General features: G+C 72.7%; 11 protein-coding genes. 4 read left to right on the forward strand and 7 right to left on the reverse strand.

All coding sequences use genetic code 11. The features are described 5' to 3' along the window. The first annotated feature begins 54 nt into the window (after positions 1-54). Together tdh and ACQUSR_RS06570 are read left to right on the forward strand one after the other, a co-directional pair. Positions 55-1,107 (forward strand): L-threonine 3-dehydrogenase, encoded by a 1,053-nt coding sequence (tdh, locus tag ACQUSR_RS06565; protein WP_431041597.1) that lies wholly within the window; start codon positions 55-57, stop codon positions 1,105-1,107. 51 nt (positions 1,108-1,158) lie between these two features. Beyond that, the gene (locus ACQUSR_RS06570; RefSeq protein ID WP_431041598.1) at positions 1,159-2,340 is read left to right on the forward strand and encodes a glycine C-acetyltransferase; all 1,182 of its coding nucleotides are present in this window, start codon (positions 1,159-1,161) and stop codon (positions 2,338-2,340) included. A 44-nt stretch (positions 2,341-2,384) separates the two neighbouring features. Here ACQUSR_RS06570 and ACQUSR_RS06575 read toward each other — a convergent pair whose 3' ends face one another. Further along, entirely contained in the window at positions 2,385-2,876 is a 492-nt protein-coding gene (locus ACQUSR_RS06575; protein WP_431041599.1) for a general stress protein, read from the reverse strand. 183 nt (positions 2,877-3,059) lie between these two features. On the opposite strand from ACQUSR_RS06575, the gene ACQUSR_RS06580 reads away from it, so the two are divergent. Further along, on the forward strand, positions 3,060-3,461 hold the full coding sequence (locus ACQUSR_RS06580) for a DUF1992 domain-containing protein (protein ID WP_431041600.1): 402 nt from the start codon (positions 3,060-3,062) through the stop codon (positions 3,459-3,461). 526 nt (positions 3,462-3,987) lie between these two features. Here ACQUSR_RS06580 and ACQUSR_RS06585 read toward each other — a convergent pair. The 6 genes from ACQUSR_RS06585 to ACQUSR_RS06610 form a co-directional block, all read right to left on the reverse strand. Further along, positions 3,988-5,655: a glycoside hydrolase family 6 protein gene (locus ACQUSR_RS06585; RefSeq protein ID WP_431041601.1), complete on the reverse strand. Its 1,668-nt coding sequence runs from the start codon at positions 5,653-5,655 to the stop codon at positions 3,988-3,990. A gap of 79 nt (positions 5,656-5,734) precedes the next feature. Next, complete coding sequence (locus ACQUSR_RS06590) at positions 5,735-6,934, reverse strand: XdhC family protein (protein WP_431041602.1); 1,200 nt, start codon at positions 6,932-6,934, stop codon at positions 5,735-5,737. Between the two features lie 26 nt (positions 6,935-6,960). Then, positions 6,961-8,421, reverse strand: coding sequence for an NCS2 family permease (locus tag ACQUSR_RS06595; RefSeq protein ID WP_431041603.1), 1,461 nt, complete (start codon positions 8,419-8,421; stop codon positions 6,961-6,963). A gap of 231 nt (positions 8,422-8,652) precedes the next feature. Further along, a complete protein-coding gene (gene pucD / locus ACQUSR_RS06600) occupies positions 8,653-11,040 on the reverse strand; it encodes a xanthine dehydrogenase subunit D (RefSeq protein ID WP_431041604.1) in 2,388 nt (795 codons plus the stop codon). Between the two features lie 2 nt (positions 11,041-11,042). Continuing rightward, positions 11,043-11,636 carry a (2Fe-2S)-binding protein gene (locus tag ACQUSR_RS06605; protein WP_431041605.1) on the reverse strand — a complete coding sequence of 198 codons (594 nt, stop codon included), beginning with the start codon at positions 11,634-11,636 and terminating at the stop codon, positions 11,043-11,045. After that, on the reverse strand, positions 11,627-12,523 hold the full coding sequence (locus tag ACQUSR_RS06610; protein WP_431041606.1) for an FAD binding domain-containing protein: 897 nt from the start codon (positions 12,521-12,523) through the stop codon (positions 11,627-11,629). The genes ACQUSR_RS06605 and ACQUSR_RS06610 overlap by 10 nt, the downstream gene beginning before the upstream one ends. 288 nt (positions 12,524-12,811) lie before the next feature. Here ACQUSR_RS06610 and ACQUSR_RS06615 point away from each other — a divergent pair, with 288 nt between their 5' ends. Then, positions 12,812-14,578 (forward strand): PucR family transcriptional regulator, encoded by a 1,767-nt coding sequence (locus tag ACQUSR_RS06615; RefSeq protein WP_431041607.1) that lies wholly within the window; start codon positions 12,812-12,814, stop codon positions 14,576-14,578. The last annotated feature ends 3 nt before the right edge of the window (positions 14,579-14,581 follow it).

Raw genomic sequence — 14,581 nt, forward strand, 5'->3', positions numbered from 1 at the left:
ATCTTGGAAATTACCGATGGACTGAAACGCGGCCGGGCCGCACAGTGGTCGCCCATGAGGGCTTTGGTAAAAACCGCCGCCGGTCCCGGCCTGGAGCTGGCCGACGTCACCGCACCGCAAGCGGGCACCGGGCAGGTGCTGATCCGGGTGCTGCGCACCGGGATCTGCGGGACGGACCTGCACATCGACAGCTGGGACGACTGGGCCGCCCGTACGGTCCGCGCCCCGCTGGTGCTGGGCCACGAGTTCGTCGGCGAGGTCGTGGAGACCGGCCCCGGTGTCCAGGACGTCAAGGCGGGCGACCTGGTCAGCGGCGAGGGCCACCTGGTGTGCGGCAAGTGCCGCAACTGCATGGCAGGCCGCCGCCACCTGTGCATCCGTACGATCGGCCTGGGTGTGCACACTGACGGCGCGTTCGCCGAGTACGTCGTGCTGCCCGAGTCCAATGTGTGGGTGCACCGGCACCCGATCGACCTCGACGTCGCCGCGATCTTCGACCCGTTCGGCAACGCCGTGCACACGGCCCTGTCCTTCCCGGTGCTGGGCGAGGACGTGCTGATCACGGGGGCCGGGCCGATCGGCATGATGGCCGCCGCGGTGGCCGGGCACGCCGGTGCCCGCAGCGTCGTCATCACCGACGTCAGCCCCTACCGCCTGGACCTGGCCCGCAAGATGGGCGCCACCCTCGCTGTGGACGTCAGCCAGGGCGCCATCGCCGACGTCATGCCCGGCCTGCGCATGAGCGAGGGCTTCGACGTCGGCATGGAGATGTCCGGCCGCGCCGACGCCCTCCAGGACATGATCGCCCACATGAGCCCGGGCGGCCGGATCGCCATCCTGGGGCTGCCGACCGGCGAGGTCGCCCTCGACATGGCGGCCATCGTGACCCGCATGCTGACGCTGCGCGGCATCTACGGCCGGGAGATGTACGAGACCTGGTACGCGATGTCCGTCCTGCTCCAGAACGGCCTGGACATCAGCCCCGTCATCACCCACCGATTCGGCTACGAGCAGCACGCCGAGGCGTTCGCGGCCGCCCGCTCCGGGCGGTGCGGCAAGGTCGTCATCGACTGGACCCGGCCCACGCTCGCCGCCGGGGCCTCCTGACCGCCCTGGTCCACCGGTTCATCCACCATCGCCCCGACGAGGAGTAACCCCGTGTTCGACAGCATGCGCGAGGACCTGCGCACCCAGCTCGACGAGATCCGCGCGGCCGGGCTGTACAAGTCCGAGCGAGTGATCTCCAGCCCGCAGTCGGCGGGCATCCGGGTGGGCGAAGGGCAGGTCGTCAACTTCTGCTCCAACAACTACCTCGACCTGGCCGACCACCCCGACGTCATCGCCGCCGCGAAGCAGGCGCTCGACGACTGGGGCTTCGGCATGGCGTCGGTCCGCTTCATCTGCGGCACCCAGGAGCCGCACAAGGAGCTGGAGGCGAGGCTGTCGGCCTTCCTCGGCACCGAGGACACCATCCTGTACAGCTCCTGCTTCGACGCCAACGGCGGTGTCTTCGAGACCCTGCTGTCGGCCGCGGACGCCGTCATCTCCGACGAGCTGAACCACGCCAGCATCATCGACGGCATCCGGCTGTCGAAGGCCGCCCGCTTCCGCTACCGCAACCGGGACATGGCCGACCTGGAGCGCTGCCTGAAGGAGGCGGCGGACGCCCGGCACAAGCTGATCGTCACCGACGGCGTGTTCTCCATGGACGGCTACATCGCGCCGCTGGACGAGATCTGCGACCTCGCCGACCGCTACGGCGCCCTGGTCATGGTGGATGACTCGCACGCGGTGGGCTTCACCGGCGACGGCGGCCGCGGCACGCCCGCGCTCTTCGGCGTCACCGACCGGGTGGACATCGTCACCGGCACCCTCGGCAAGGCGCTCGGCGGCGCCAGCGGCGGCTACGTCTCCGCCCGCGCCGAGATCGTCGAGCTGCTGCGCCAGCGCTCCCGCCCGTACCTGTTCTCCAACTCGCTGGCCCCCGCCATCGTCGGCGCCTCGCTGCGCATCCTCGATCTGCTCGCCGAGTCCGACGAGCGCCGCGCCAGGCTGGCGGAGAACACCGCGCTGTTCCGCCGCGGCATGGAGGACGCCGGCTTCGACATCCTGCCCGGGGAGCACCCCATCACCCCGGTGATGGTCGGCGACGCCGCCCTCGCCGCGCGGATGGCCGCGGCCCTGCTGGAGCGCGGCATCTACGTGATCGCCTTCTCCTACCCGGTCGTGCCCCAGGGCAAGGCCCGGATCCGGGTCCAGCTGTCCGCCGCGCACTCCACGGAGGACGTGCTGCGCGCGGTGGCGGCGTTCCGGGAGGTAAGGGACGAGCTGGCCGGCTGACCCCGGCCGGACGCCGCGCCGCGCGGGCCGGGGTCGTGCCGAGGTCACGCCGGGATCAGACCGGCGCGTTCGAGGATGACCCTGGCCTCCTCGGTGTGGCCGCCGCGGGCGACGACGTCGTAACGGGACGCGACCAAGGTCCGGGTGGAGGAGAAGTCCCGGTGGCCACCGGTCGCGGCGTGCGTGACGTATCCGAAGGCGGCCCCCCAGAACGCGCCGATCAGCAGGCCGCCCAGGATCAGCCCGAGCCAGGTGGGACCCGTGGTGAACAGTCCCACCAGCAGGCCGATGAAGAGCCCGAACCACGCGCCGCTGGCCGCTCCGGCCGCCGCCGCCCGCCCCTTGGTGAGCCGCCCGGTCACGTGCTCCACCATGCGCAGGTCGGATCCGACGATGTCGATGTGCTCGACGGGGAACCCCTCGTCGGAGAGCCGGTCGACCGCCTCCTGGGCGTCTTCGTAGGTCGCGTAGTGGGCGACGGTGTTCCACGCCGTGGTGATCGGGTTGAATCCGCCCGCGTCTGCGGTGGAGGACATGTCCGGACCCCTTTCGCGTCGCTGCCTGCCGAGTCCCTCGGCCCCTTCCTGCGGGGGCCGCGACGGGTCGGGGGCGCGGTCCGCCACGAGCGCCGGGTAGCCGGGCGGAGCCGTACCGAAACACCGGTGGGCGCCCGGGTACCGTGAAGGCGAGGAGCACACGGCATCCGAGGGGAGCGCGTGATGACGCAGCGGAAACCGCCTGGTGTGAGCTTCGAGTCGTGGACGGACCGGCAGATCCGCGAGGCGGCGGAGCGCGGCGAGTTCGCCGACCTCCCGGGCTTCGGGAAGCCGCTGCCGGGCCTTGACCGGCCGCGCGACGAGAACTGGTGGATCAAGGAGAAGCTGCGCCGCGAGAACGTCTCCTTCCTGCCGCCCGCGCTCGCGCTGCGCAAGGAGGCCGAGGACGCGCTGACCGCCGCAAAGCGGGCCGGGAGCGAGGCCGAAGCGCGCCGGATCGTCGCGGAGATCAACGAGAAGATCGGCGCGGCGCTGCGGAGGCCGCCGGCCGGCCCACCGCTGCGACTGGCACCGTTCGATATCGAGGCGGTACTCGCCGAGTGGCGTGAGCGGCGCCGCAGCTGACCTCGTGCGGCCCCGGTCCTCCGGTCAGGCGCGGGTGAGCGGCGTGGGCGGCGGCGACGGGTCGGGTACGGGCTCGGGGCCCGGGGGCCTGGGAATCGGGTGCGGCGCCGGGCCCGGCAGCGGCTGTGGTTCCGGCACCGGGCCGGGTGAAGGCGGTGCGGGCGGTGGGGTGGGCACCGGGCCGGGCGGGGGCTGCGGCTCGGGGCCGGGCGGCCGCTCCGGCTCCGGCACCGGGTGCGGCTCGGGAGGCGGCGGGGGCGGCGGCTCAGGCTCGGGACTGGGCGGCCGCTCCGGCTCCGGCACCGGGTGCGGCTCGGGCTCCGGTACCGGGTGCGGGTGTGGCTCGGGACCGGGCGGCGGCTCCGGGCTTCCGGGCTCTGGGGACGGGGGCGCGGGCGACGGGGCGGGATCAGGACTCGGCGACGAGGACACGGCCGACCGCCCCGCGTCGGACCGGCAGGGCTGCCGGATCTGCCGGGTCATCGATGCCTCCAGGCGTGCGCGGCCGTGCCGCGGGGCGCCGGGCTCAGGGCTCCGCCCACGGCCGGGGCCTGTTCGGGTACCCGTCCTCGTCCTCGTCATACGTTCGTCCGCCCGCGGGCTCCAGAGGAGTCGCGGGCAGCAGTCCGCGCCCGTAGGCGTCGGCGATCCGCACCCAGTCCGGGAGGCTGCCCGGGGCGGCCAGCCGCACGAGTTCCAGCGCCTGCGTGGGAAACCACTTCCCCGCCTTCGGGTCCACCATGATCCGCTCCGGGTCCTGCGGTCCGTGTGTGCCCCGCAGGCACAGCCCGTCCGACTCCCCCGGCGTCTTCACCCACAGCTTCGCGTCGTGCAACGGATCGCCGGTGCGGGTCGTCGGCTGGGCGCCCAGGCCCCGCCCCGGCGGATTGCACCAGTCCTGCGCGTCCCGGTACGCGTCGGCGGGCGCCCAGGGGCCGCGGCCGTTGCGGCTGGTGTCGGTGACGAAGTGCTTCATCCGGGCCGGATCGACCGCCCCGACGTGTGTGTCGAGCCACTTCTGGGCCCGGTTGCGCGGCCAGTCCTGCGTCGGGCAGTCGGCGGGGTTCCCGTCCTTGGCGGCGTAGGCCAGGCAGGAGGAGATGAGCTTGCCGTACCAGGCGTTGGCGCTGTCCGTCTGATACGCCGAGACGTTGATGAAGAATCCGGTGGCCCGCTTGACGCCCGCGGAGATCAGCCGGGACGCGATCTTGGGGACGGGGTGCCAGGCGGAGTGCCCCGCGTCGAGGTAGACGCGGGTGCGCGGCAGTGCGGCGAGGGCGTCGACGGCGTGGTTGATCTCGGCGTACCGGGCCGCGGTCCGCGACTTCTTCGCCCTCTCCCACTTCTTCGCCCTGGCGGCCTTCCTGGCCCTGTCGGCCGCCTCCGGCGCGGGGCCGTCCGACGGCGGATCGGACACGGCGGCGTCCGGCGCGAGCGATGCCGGCGCGGAGGCCTCCGGTGCGGCCGCGCCCACGGCGCCGGCGCCGCCACCTGTGCCCTGCGGGACGGCGGCCTCGGCGTCGTAGGGAGCGGCGGCGGCCACCTCGGCGGCGTCGGCGGCGTCCCGTTCGACATCCGCGGCGGCCTCGGTGGCCACCTCCGCGTCGACCACCGCGTCCACCGCGGCCTCCAGCGACCTGTCCTCGGCCTCGGACACGACGTACGCGTCCAAGCCCGCACGCTCTTCCTCGTCACCCGACGGGCAGTCCTTCGGCAGCAGCGCCAGCGAGTCCGGTTCCAGGATGACCATGGCCGCGCGGTCGCCGATGCCGCGGGCCACCGCGTCCACCCACGCCTGGTACTCCCCGGTGTTCCCCGCGCCGCCGCGCGAATAGCTGCCGCAGTCGCGGCCGGGGACGTTGTACAGGGTGAGGACCGGCACCGTGCCCTGCCGCGCCGCCAGCGACGTGGTCATGCGGACCTGGCGTTCCACGATCTCGGGGGGATCGTCGCCGTACCAGACCGCGTGCGGGGTACGGACCATGCCCAGGATTCCCGCGGCGTCGCGGTAGGCGCCGCGCCGGACGAGGGTCAGCAGGTGCTCGTACGCCTGCTCGCTGGCGGGCGGGGTATAGAGCAGGTCGCCGAGCTGCGGCGGCCCTTCGACGCGGGTGGCGGCGCCGCTGAGCAGCGGGACGGCCGCCGTCGCCGCGGCGGCCATCAGCGCGGTGAGGTGTCGTGGTCTGCTGCGCATCAGTCCATTGAGCACGTGCCCACGCCCGGTCCCGCAAGGGGTGTGTGCTCCGTATGGCGGATGCCTCCCCGCCCGGGGGTCAGGCGACGGAGTCGAACCTCCCCTGCCCGGCGAGCGGTTCGCCGTCGTGGTGGATCGGGGTGTGCGCACCCGTGAGGGGCACACCGCTGCCGCCCCGCCGGTTCGCCACGATCTCGGCGGCGATGGACAGCGCGGTCTCCTCCGGCGTACGGGCGCCGAGGTCGAGGCCGATCGGGGAGCGCAGCCGGGCCAGTTCGAGTTCGCTGACACCGACGTCGCGCAGCCGGCCGAGGCGGTCGAGGTGGGTGCGGCGGGAGCCCATGGCGCCGACGTAGGCGACGGGGAGCCGCAGGGCCCGCTGGAGCAGCGGGATGTCGAACTTGGCGTCGTGGGTGAGTACGCACAGCACGGTCCTGCCGTCCACCTCGGTCGCGTCGAGATAGCGGTGCGGCCAGTCCACGACGACCTCGTCGGCCCCCGGGAAGCGCCGGGCGGTGGCGAAGACGGGGCGGGCGTCGCACACGGTCACGTGGTAGCCGAGGAACTTGGCCACACGCACCAGCGCGGCGGCGAAGTCGATGGCCCCGAAGACGATCATGCGGGGCGGCGGCACGCTGGACTCCACGAGCAGTTCCAGCGGCTCGCCGCAGAGGCTGCCGTCCGCACCGATGGCGACGGTGCCGGTGCGGCCGGAGTCCAGCATGGCGCGGGCGACACCGGCGACCGCGCGGTCCAGCCCGGCGGCGTCCCGGGCCGGGACGTCCTGGACGGGAGTGTCCTGGGCGGGCGGCCCGCCCAGGGTGCCCTCGTGCGTGCCGTCCGGGTGGACCAGCAGCGTCCGGCCGAGGAGGGCGGCCGGCCCCTGGGTGATCCGCGCGAGGGCGGCCGGCCGGCCGCGGGCGGCGGCGGCCAGCGCGGTGGCGCAGACCGTACGGGCGAGATCGCCGACCCGTACCGGGGTGACGAGGATGTCGATGATCCCGCCGCAGGTCAGGCCCACGGCGAAGGCGTCCTCGTCGGAGTAGCCGAAGCTCTCCCGCACGGTCTCGCCGGTCTGCAGAGCCTGGCGGCACAGTTCGTAGACCGCGCCTTCCACACACCCGCCGGACACGCTGCCGATCGCGGCGCCCTCGGTGTCGACGGCGAGCGCGGCGCCCGGCTGCCGGGGCGCGCTGCCGCCGACCGCCACCACGGTGGCGACGGCGAAGTCGCGCCCCTCCTCGCACCAGCGGTGCAGTTCGGCAGCGATGTCCAGCATCGGTGATCAGATCCTTTCGCTGATTCTCAGGCGCCGAGCCAGTGCTCGATGGGGTCGAGGCCGAAGTAGACGAGGAAGACCAGGCTCAGCACCCACATGAAGGCACCGGGCTCGCGGTACTTCCCCTGCGCGGCCTTGATGGCGGTGTACGCGATCACGCCCGCGCCGACGCCGGCGGTGATGTTGTACGTGAACGGCATCAGCGCCACGGTCAGGAAGACCGGGATGGACACCGACTTGTCGTTCCAGTCGATGTGCGCGGCGGCGCTCATCATCATCGAGCCGATCACGACGAGGGCGGCGGCCGCCACCTGGGCCGGGACCAACTGGGTGACCGGGGTGAAGAACAGGCAGGCGGCGAAGAAGAGGCCGGTCACCACGGAGGACAGGCCCGTTCGGGCGCCCTCGCCGACGCCGGTCGCCGACTCGATGAAGACGGTCTGGCCGGAGGAGCCGGTGGCGCCGCCGATCGCGCCGCCCGCGCCGTCGATGAACAGTGCCTTGGACAGGCCCGGCATGCGGCCCTTGCTGTCGGCGAGCTTCGCCTCGGTGCCCACGCCGATGATCGTGGCCATGGCGTCGAAGAACCCTGCGAGGACGAGCGTGAACACGATCATGCCGACGCCGATCGTCCCCAGCTTGTCCCAGCCGCCGAACTCGACGTCGCCGAAGAGGCCGAAGTCGGGGCTGGCGACGGCGCTGCCGTGCAGTTCGGGGGTGGTGCCGCCCCAGTCCTTGTCCGTCAGGCCACCGATCTTGGTCACCGCGATCGACAGGACCGTACCGGCGACGATGCCGAAGAGGATCGCGCCGGGCACCTTGCGGGCCTGGAGCATGAAGATGAGCAGCAGGGTGACGGCGAAGAAGAACACCGGCCAGCCGACGAGCTCGCCCGTGCCGGTGCCGAGCTGGAGCGGCGCGCCCTCGCCGCGGCCCACGAACCCGGCCTTGACCAGGCCGATCAAGGCGACGAACATGCCGATGCCCATGGTGATCGCGTGCTTGAGCGGCAGCGGGATGGCGTTCATGATCATCTCACGGAGGCCGGTGACCACCAGCAGCATGATGATGACGCCGTAGATGACGCACATGCCCATGGCCTGCGGCCAGGTCATGTTCGGGACCACCTGGCTGACCATGGCCGCCGAGACGTTGAGGCCTGCGGCGAGCGCGAGCGGCACCTTGCCGATGAACCCCATCAGCAGGGTGCACAGGGCCGCCGCGAACGCCGTCGCCGTCACCAGTCCGGCGTGGTCGAGCGTGGTGTTGTTGACGTCCTCGGCGGTGCCGAGGATCAGGGGGTTGAGCAGGAGGATGTAGCACATCGCCATGAAGGTGGTGATGCCGCCGCGCACCTCGTTCGCGACGCTGGATCCTCTGTCGGATATGTGGAAGTACCGGTCGAGCCAGGACCGCCCGGCCGAGGGGCGGGAGCCCGTGCCGGCGTCCTCCGGGGACGTCTTGGGCTCGATTGCTTGCTGGGTCATGCGGTGCCACTCCCAAGGTTCATAGGGGCACCCGTGCGGGTCGCGCGGGATTTGGGATGCTGCGTCGGCATCGCGACCCGGGGGACGGCCCGGAACGCTGGTGCGGTGCCCTCGCCGGGCTGGCGAGAGACGTGGGGGTGGCCCTGCCGTACAGGGCTCCTGTGGGGGTTGTGGGGTGCGGCCCTGCCGGGCGGGCAGGGCCGCGGGTGGGGGGTCCTCCTGCCGGAGGGCCTACGTGCCGGTGAGGTGCTCGGGTCGTACCGGCACGCGGTTCAGGGCCAGGCCGGTGGCCTGGCGGATGGCGGCCACCACCGCGGGGGTGGAGGACAGGGTGGGGGCCTCGCCGATGCCGCGCAGCCCGTAGGGCGCGTGGTCGTCGGCGAGTTCGAGGTAGTCGACCGGGATGGTCGGCGTGTCGAGGATCGTCGGGATCAGGTAGTCGGTGAAGGAGGGGTTGCGGACCTTGGCGGTCTTGGCGTCCACGACGATCTCCTCCATGACCGCCAGGCCGAGACCCTGGGTCGTACCGCCCTGGATCTGGCCGACGACGGACAGCGGGTTGAGCGCCTTGCCGACGTCCTGGGCGCACGCCAGCTCGATGACCTTGACCAGGCCGAGCTCGGTGTCGACCTCGACGACGGCGCGGTGCGCGGCGAAGGAGTACTGGACGTGGCCGAAGCCCTGCCCGGTGCGCAGGTCGAACGCCTCGGTGGGGCGGTGCCGCCACTCCAGCTCGATGTCGACCGCCTCGCCCTCCAGGACGTCCACCAGGTCGGCGAGGACCTCGCCGCCGTCGGTGACGACCTTGCCGCCCTCCAGCAGCAGTTCGGCGGTGGCCCACGCCGGGTGGTACGTGCCGAACCTGGCCCGCCCGATCTCCAGCACGCGTCCGCGGACGGCTTCGCAGGTGTGCTTCACCGCGCCGCCGGTGACGTAGGTCTGGCGGGAGGCGGAGGTGGAGCCGGCCGAGCCGACCTGGGTGTCGGCCGGGTGGATGGTCACCTGGGTGACACCGAGCTCGGTGCGGGCGATCTGGGCGTGCACGGTGACGCCGCCCTGGCCGACCTCGGCCATCGCGGTGTGCACGATGGCGACGGGCTCGCCGCCGATGACCTCCAGCCGCACCCGCGCGGTGGAGTAGTCGTCGAAGCCCTCGGAGAAGCCGACGTTCTTGATGCCGACCGCGTAGCCGACGCCGCGCACGACGCCTTCGCCGTGGGTGGTGTTGGACAGCCCGCCCGGCAGCGCGCGGACGTCGACGGCCTCGCCTGCGGCCTCCCACTGCTGCTCGGGCGGCAGGGGCATGGCCTTGACCCGGCGCAGCAGTTCGGCGACCGGCGCGGGCGAGTCGACCTCCTGCCCCGTCGGCATGATCGTGCCCTGGGTCATGGCGTTGAGCTGCCGGAACTCGACCGGGTCCATCCCCAGTTCGGCGGCGAGCTTGTCCATCTGCGCCTCGTAGGCGAAGCACGCCTGCACCGCGCCGAAGCCGCGCATGGCGCCGCAGGGCGGGTTGTTGGTGTAGAGCGCGATGGCCTCGATGTCGACGTCGTCGATGACGTACGGACCCACCGACAGCGAGGAGGCGTTGCCCACGACGGCCGGGGAGGCGGAGGCGTAGGCGCCGCCGTCCAGCACGATCCGGCACTTCATGTGCGTGATCTTGCCGTCGCGGGTGGCGCCGTGCTCGTACCAGAGCTTGGCCGGGTGCCGGTGGACGTGTCCGAAGAAGGACTCGAACCGGTTGTAGACCATCTTGACCGGCTTGCCGGTGCGCAGCGCGAGCAGGCACGCGTGGATCTGCATCGACAGGTCCTCGCGGCCGCCGAAGGCGCCGCCGACGCCGGAGAGCGTCATGCGGACCTTCTCCTCGGGCAGGCCGAGGACGGGGGCGATCTGCCGCAGGTCCGAGTGGAGCCACTGGGTGGCGACGTACAGGTCGACGCCGCCGTCCTCGGCGGGTACGGCGAGGCCCGACTCGGGGCCGAGGAACGCCTGGTCCTGCATGCCGACCACGTACTCGCCGGAGACGATCACGTCCGCCCGCTCGCGGGCCGCCTCCGCGTCGCCGCGGACGATCGGCTGGCGGTGGACGATGTTGGGGTGCGGTACGTGCCCGATGTGGTGGTCGTCCCGGCCCTCGTGGATGAGCGGCGCGCCCTCGGCGGTCGCGGACGCCTCGTCGGTGACGACGGGCAGCTCGGCGTAGTCGACCTTGATCTTCGCCGCGGCGCGGCGGGCGGTCTCGGGGTGGTCGGCGGCGACCAGCGCGACGGGCTCGCCGTGGTGGCGGACCCGGCCGTGGGCGAGCACCGGGGTGTCCTGGATCTCCAGACCGTAGTTCTTGACGTCGGTCGGCAGGTCGTCGTAGGTCAGGACCGCGTAGACGCCGGGCTGCTTCAGCGCCTCGGAGACGTCGATGGAGCGGATCTCGGCGTGCGCGTGCGGGCTGCGGAGCGTCTGGCCCCACAGCATGTCCTCGTGCCACAGGTCCGAGGAGTAGGCGAACTCGCCGGTGACCTTCAGGGTGCCGTCGGGGCGCAGCGTGGACTCGCCGATGCCGCCCTTGGTCTGGCTGCCCTGGGAGATGTTCGTCGGAGTACGGGTCACTTCCGCCATGGTCAGACCGCCTCTCCGGAACGGGCGGCCGCCAGGCGGACCGCGTCCAGGATCTTCTCGTAGCCGGTGCAGCGGCACAGGTTGCCCGAGAGCGCCTCGCGGATGTCGGCGTCGGACGGCTCGGCGTTGCGCTCCAGCAGTTCGTCTGCGGCCACCAGCAGGCCGGGGGTGCAGAAGCCGCACTGCACGGCGCCGGCGTCGATGAACGCCTGCTGGATCGGGGAGAGGTCGCTGGTCTCCCCAGCCCGCGACCGGAGGTCGCTGTCAGACGGGCGCGCTTGCCACTGCTGGGCCTTGTCGATGCTGGTGCCGCAGGCTCCGGTGGCGCAGCCGCCCTCGGCGCGCGCCTGGGCGTAGTCGGCGAGCCCCTCGACGGTGACGACCTCGCGGCCCTCGACCTGGCCGGCGGCGACCAGGCAGGCGCAGACGGGGACGCCGTCGAGGCGCACCGTACAGGAACCGCACTCGCCCTGTTCACAGGCGTTTTTGGAGCCCGGGAGGCCCATGCGCTCGCGCAGGACGTACAGCAGGCTCTCGCCTTCCCACACGTCGTCGGCGGTCTGCTCGCGTCCGTTGACGGTGAAGTTCACGCGCATTGTGCTCCTCCCATGCTGCTGCCGCGGTAGGCCTCCCAGGCCCAGCCGAGCGTGCGGCGGGCCATGATGCCGACCGCGTGGCGGCGGTACTTCGCGCTGCCGCGCACGTCGTCGATGGGGTTGCAAGCACCGGAGCACAGCTCCGCGAACTGCTTGGCGATCGACGGGGTGATGGTCTTGCCGCTGTCCCAGAAACCGCCGTCGGCGAGCGCGGCGTTGAGGAAGTCCTCCGCCTCGCGGGCGCGTACGGGGGTGGGCGCGGCCGAGCCGATGCCGGTCTTGACGGTGCGGTTCTCGGGGTGCAGGGCGAGCCCGAAGGCGCACACGGCGATCACCATGGCGTTGCGGGTGCCGACCTTCGAGAACTGCTGCGGGCCGTCGGCGCTCTTGATGTGGATCGCCCGGATCAGCTCGTCCGGCGCCAGCGCGTTGCGCTTCACGCCGGTGTAGAACTCCTCGACGGGGATCATCCGGGTGCCGCGTACGGACTCCGCCTCGACCTCGGCGCCGGCCGACAGCAGCGCGGGGTGCGAGTCGCCGGCCGGGGAGGCGGCGCCGAGGTTCCCACCCACACTGCCGCGGTTGCGGATCTGCGGGGAGCCGACGGTGTGGGCCGCGAGGGCCAGACCCGGCAGCTGCGGGCGCAGGTGATCCATGATCCGGGTGTACGGCACGGAGGCGCCCAGCCGGACCGTACCGCCGTCCGAGCCGACCTCCCACTCGCTCAGCTCACCGATGCGGTTCAGGTCGAGCAGGTACTCGGGCCGCCGGTGGTCGAAGTTGATCTCGACCATGACGTCGGTGCCGCCCGCGATGGGCACAGCGGTGGGGTGCTCGGCCTTCGCGGCGAGCGCTTCCTCCCAGCTGGCGGGGCGCAGGAAGTCCATGGTTGTTCTCTTCTCGGCTGTGGGCGGGGGAGGTGAGGAGTTGCCCTGGGGGGTGGGTGGATCCTGTCTCTCTGTTCCTGATTCCGTAGTCCGGAAGTCATTTCCCGGACACCGATGCACGCGGCCTGTCGCCAGTACACCGACGTGTCCCCCGCCCGGTGCAGTCACGGAAACCATGAAGCGGTTGGCTGGCCAGGGGGCAGGTCTTGTAGATTCGAACGAAAGACGAGGTTCCGAAACCTCTCCGTATTCCACTGGCAACATCACGACAGATCGGCTGGCGACGACATGCGGTTGCGCGCACTGCTGGAGACCGAAGCGCTGGGCCTGCGCCTGCTGGGTGGCGAGGAGGAGCTGGACCGCACGGTACGGGGCGTGATGACGACGGACCTGCGCGACCCCAGCCGGTATCTGTCGGGCGGCGAGCTGGTCCTCACCGGCCTGGCATGGCGGCGCGAGCCCGCCGACTCCGAGCGGTTCGTCCGGATCCTGGCGGCGGCCGGGGTCGCGGGGCTCGCGGCGGGCGAGGCGGAGCTGGGGGATGTGCCCGACGACCTGGTGCGGGCGTGCGAGCGGCACCGGCTGCCGCTGTTCTCGGTGGTCGAGGACGTGTCGTTCGCGTCCATCACCGAGCACGTGGTGCGGCAGGTCTCCGGTGAGCGCGCGGGGGATCTGGCGGCCGTGGTGGACCGGCACCGGCGGCTGATGACGTCCGGCCCCGCGGGCGGCGGCCCCGAGGTGATCCTGGACCTGCTCGGCTCGGACCTGGATCTGCGGGCCTGGGTGCTGTCGCCCACCGGCCGCCAGGTGGCCGGATCCGGCCCCTCGGTTGGGGGTACCTCCCATGCGCGAAGCGCTATGGGGGACGGTACGGAGACGGACGCGGGCCCCGGCGCGGGGCGGGCGGCGGCGGAGCTGCCCGCCGCGGTGTGCGCGCAGCTGGCGGGTGAGCATCTGGCGGCGGTGCGCAGCGGGCGGCGGGCCCCGTACCGGGTCGCCGTGCCGGGCAGCGGAACGTACTCCCTGTTCCCGATCCATGGCACCGGCCGCGCGGGCGGGCACGACGTGCGCGAGACGGTGCTGTCGGACTGGCTGCTCGCGGTCGACGCGGACGCCGGGGACTGGGCGGAGGAGCGGCTGGACCTGCTGCACGGGGTGACCCAGCTGATCGCGGTCGAGCGCGACCATCGGGAGGCGGCCCGCACGGTGCGGCGCCGGCTCGCCCAGGAGGTGCTGGAACTGGTGCAGGCGGGCGCCCCGCCCGCGGAGATCGCGGCGCGGCTGCGGGTCGCGGCACCGGTGCTGCTGCCGGGTCTGGGCACGGCCCCGCACTGGCAGGTCGTGGTGGCACGGGTGGAATGGGGACTGCCCGGCGAGGACCACGTACGGGACAGCGCGGTGCCCGGCGGCCCGGTGGCCCAGTCGCTGCTGGAGGAGATGCTGGTCGACCCGGAGGCGACGGGCCCCGAGCCCTCGGACCGGATCGCGGTGGCGCACACCGGTGACGAGGCGGTCGCGCTCGTTCCGCTGCCCGCGGCCGACGAGGAGGAGACCGTGACCGGGCTGCACGCGGACCGGCTGCTGGCGGCCGTGCGCGAGCCGCTCTCGCGCGGCTTGGACGGCGACGGCCGGCTCACCCTGGGCGTCAGCGCCACCGTCCACTCGGCGGAGGGGCTGCGCGGGGCGCTGGAGGAGGCCCGGCACGCCCGCCGGGTGGCGGCGGCCCGGCCCGGCCAGGTGTGCGCGGCCGGACACCAGGAACTGGCGTCCCACGTCCTGCTGCTGCCCTTCGTCCCCGACGACGTGCGGCGGGCCTTCACCGCGCGGCTGCTGGACCCGCTGCGCGACTACGACCGCAGGCACCGGGCGGAGCTGATCCCGACGCTGGAGGCGTTCTTGGCCTGCGACGGCTCCTGGACGCGCTGTGCGACCCAGTTGCATCTGCACGTCAACACCCTTCGCTACCGGGTAGGCCGGATCGAACAGCTGACGGGCCGTGATCTGTCGCGCCTGGAAGACAAGTTGGACTTCTTCCTGGCGCTGCGGATGAGCTGAGCG

It is taken from the genome of Streptomyces sp. P1-3, from assembly GCF_050613155.1.
Lineage (GTDB): Bacteria > Actinomycetota > Actinomycetes > Streptomycetales > Streptomycetaceae > Streptomyces.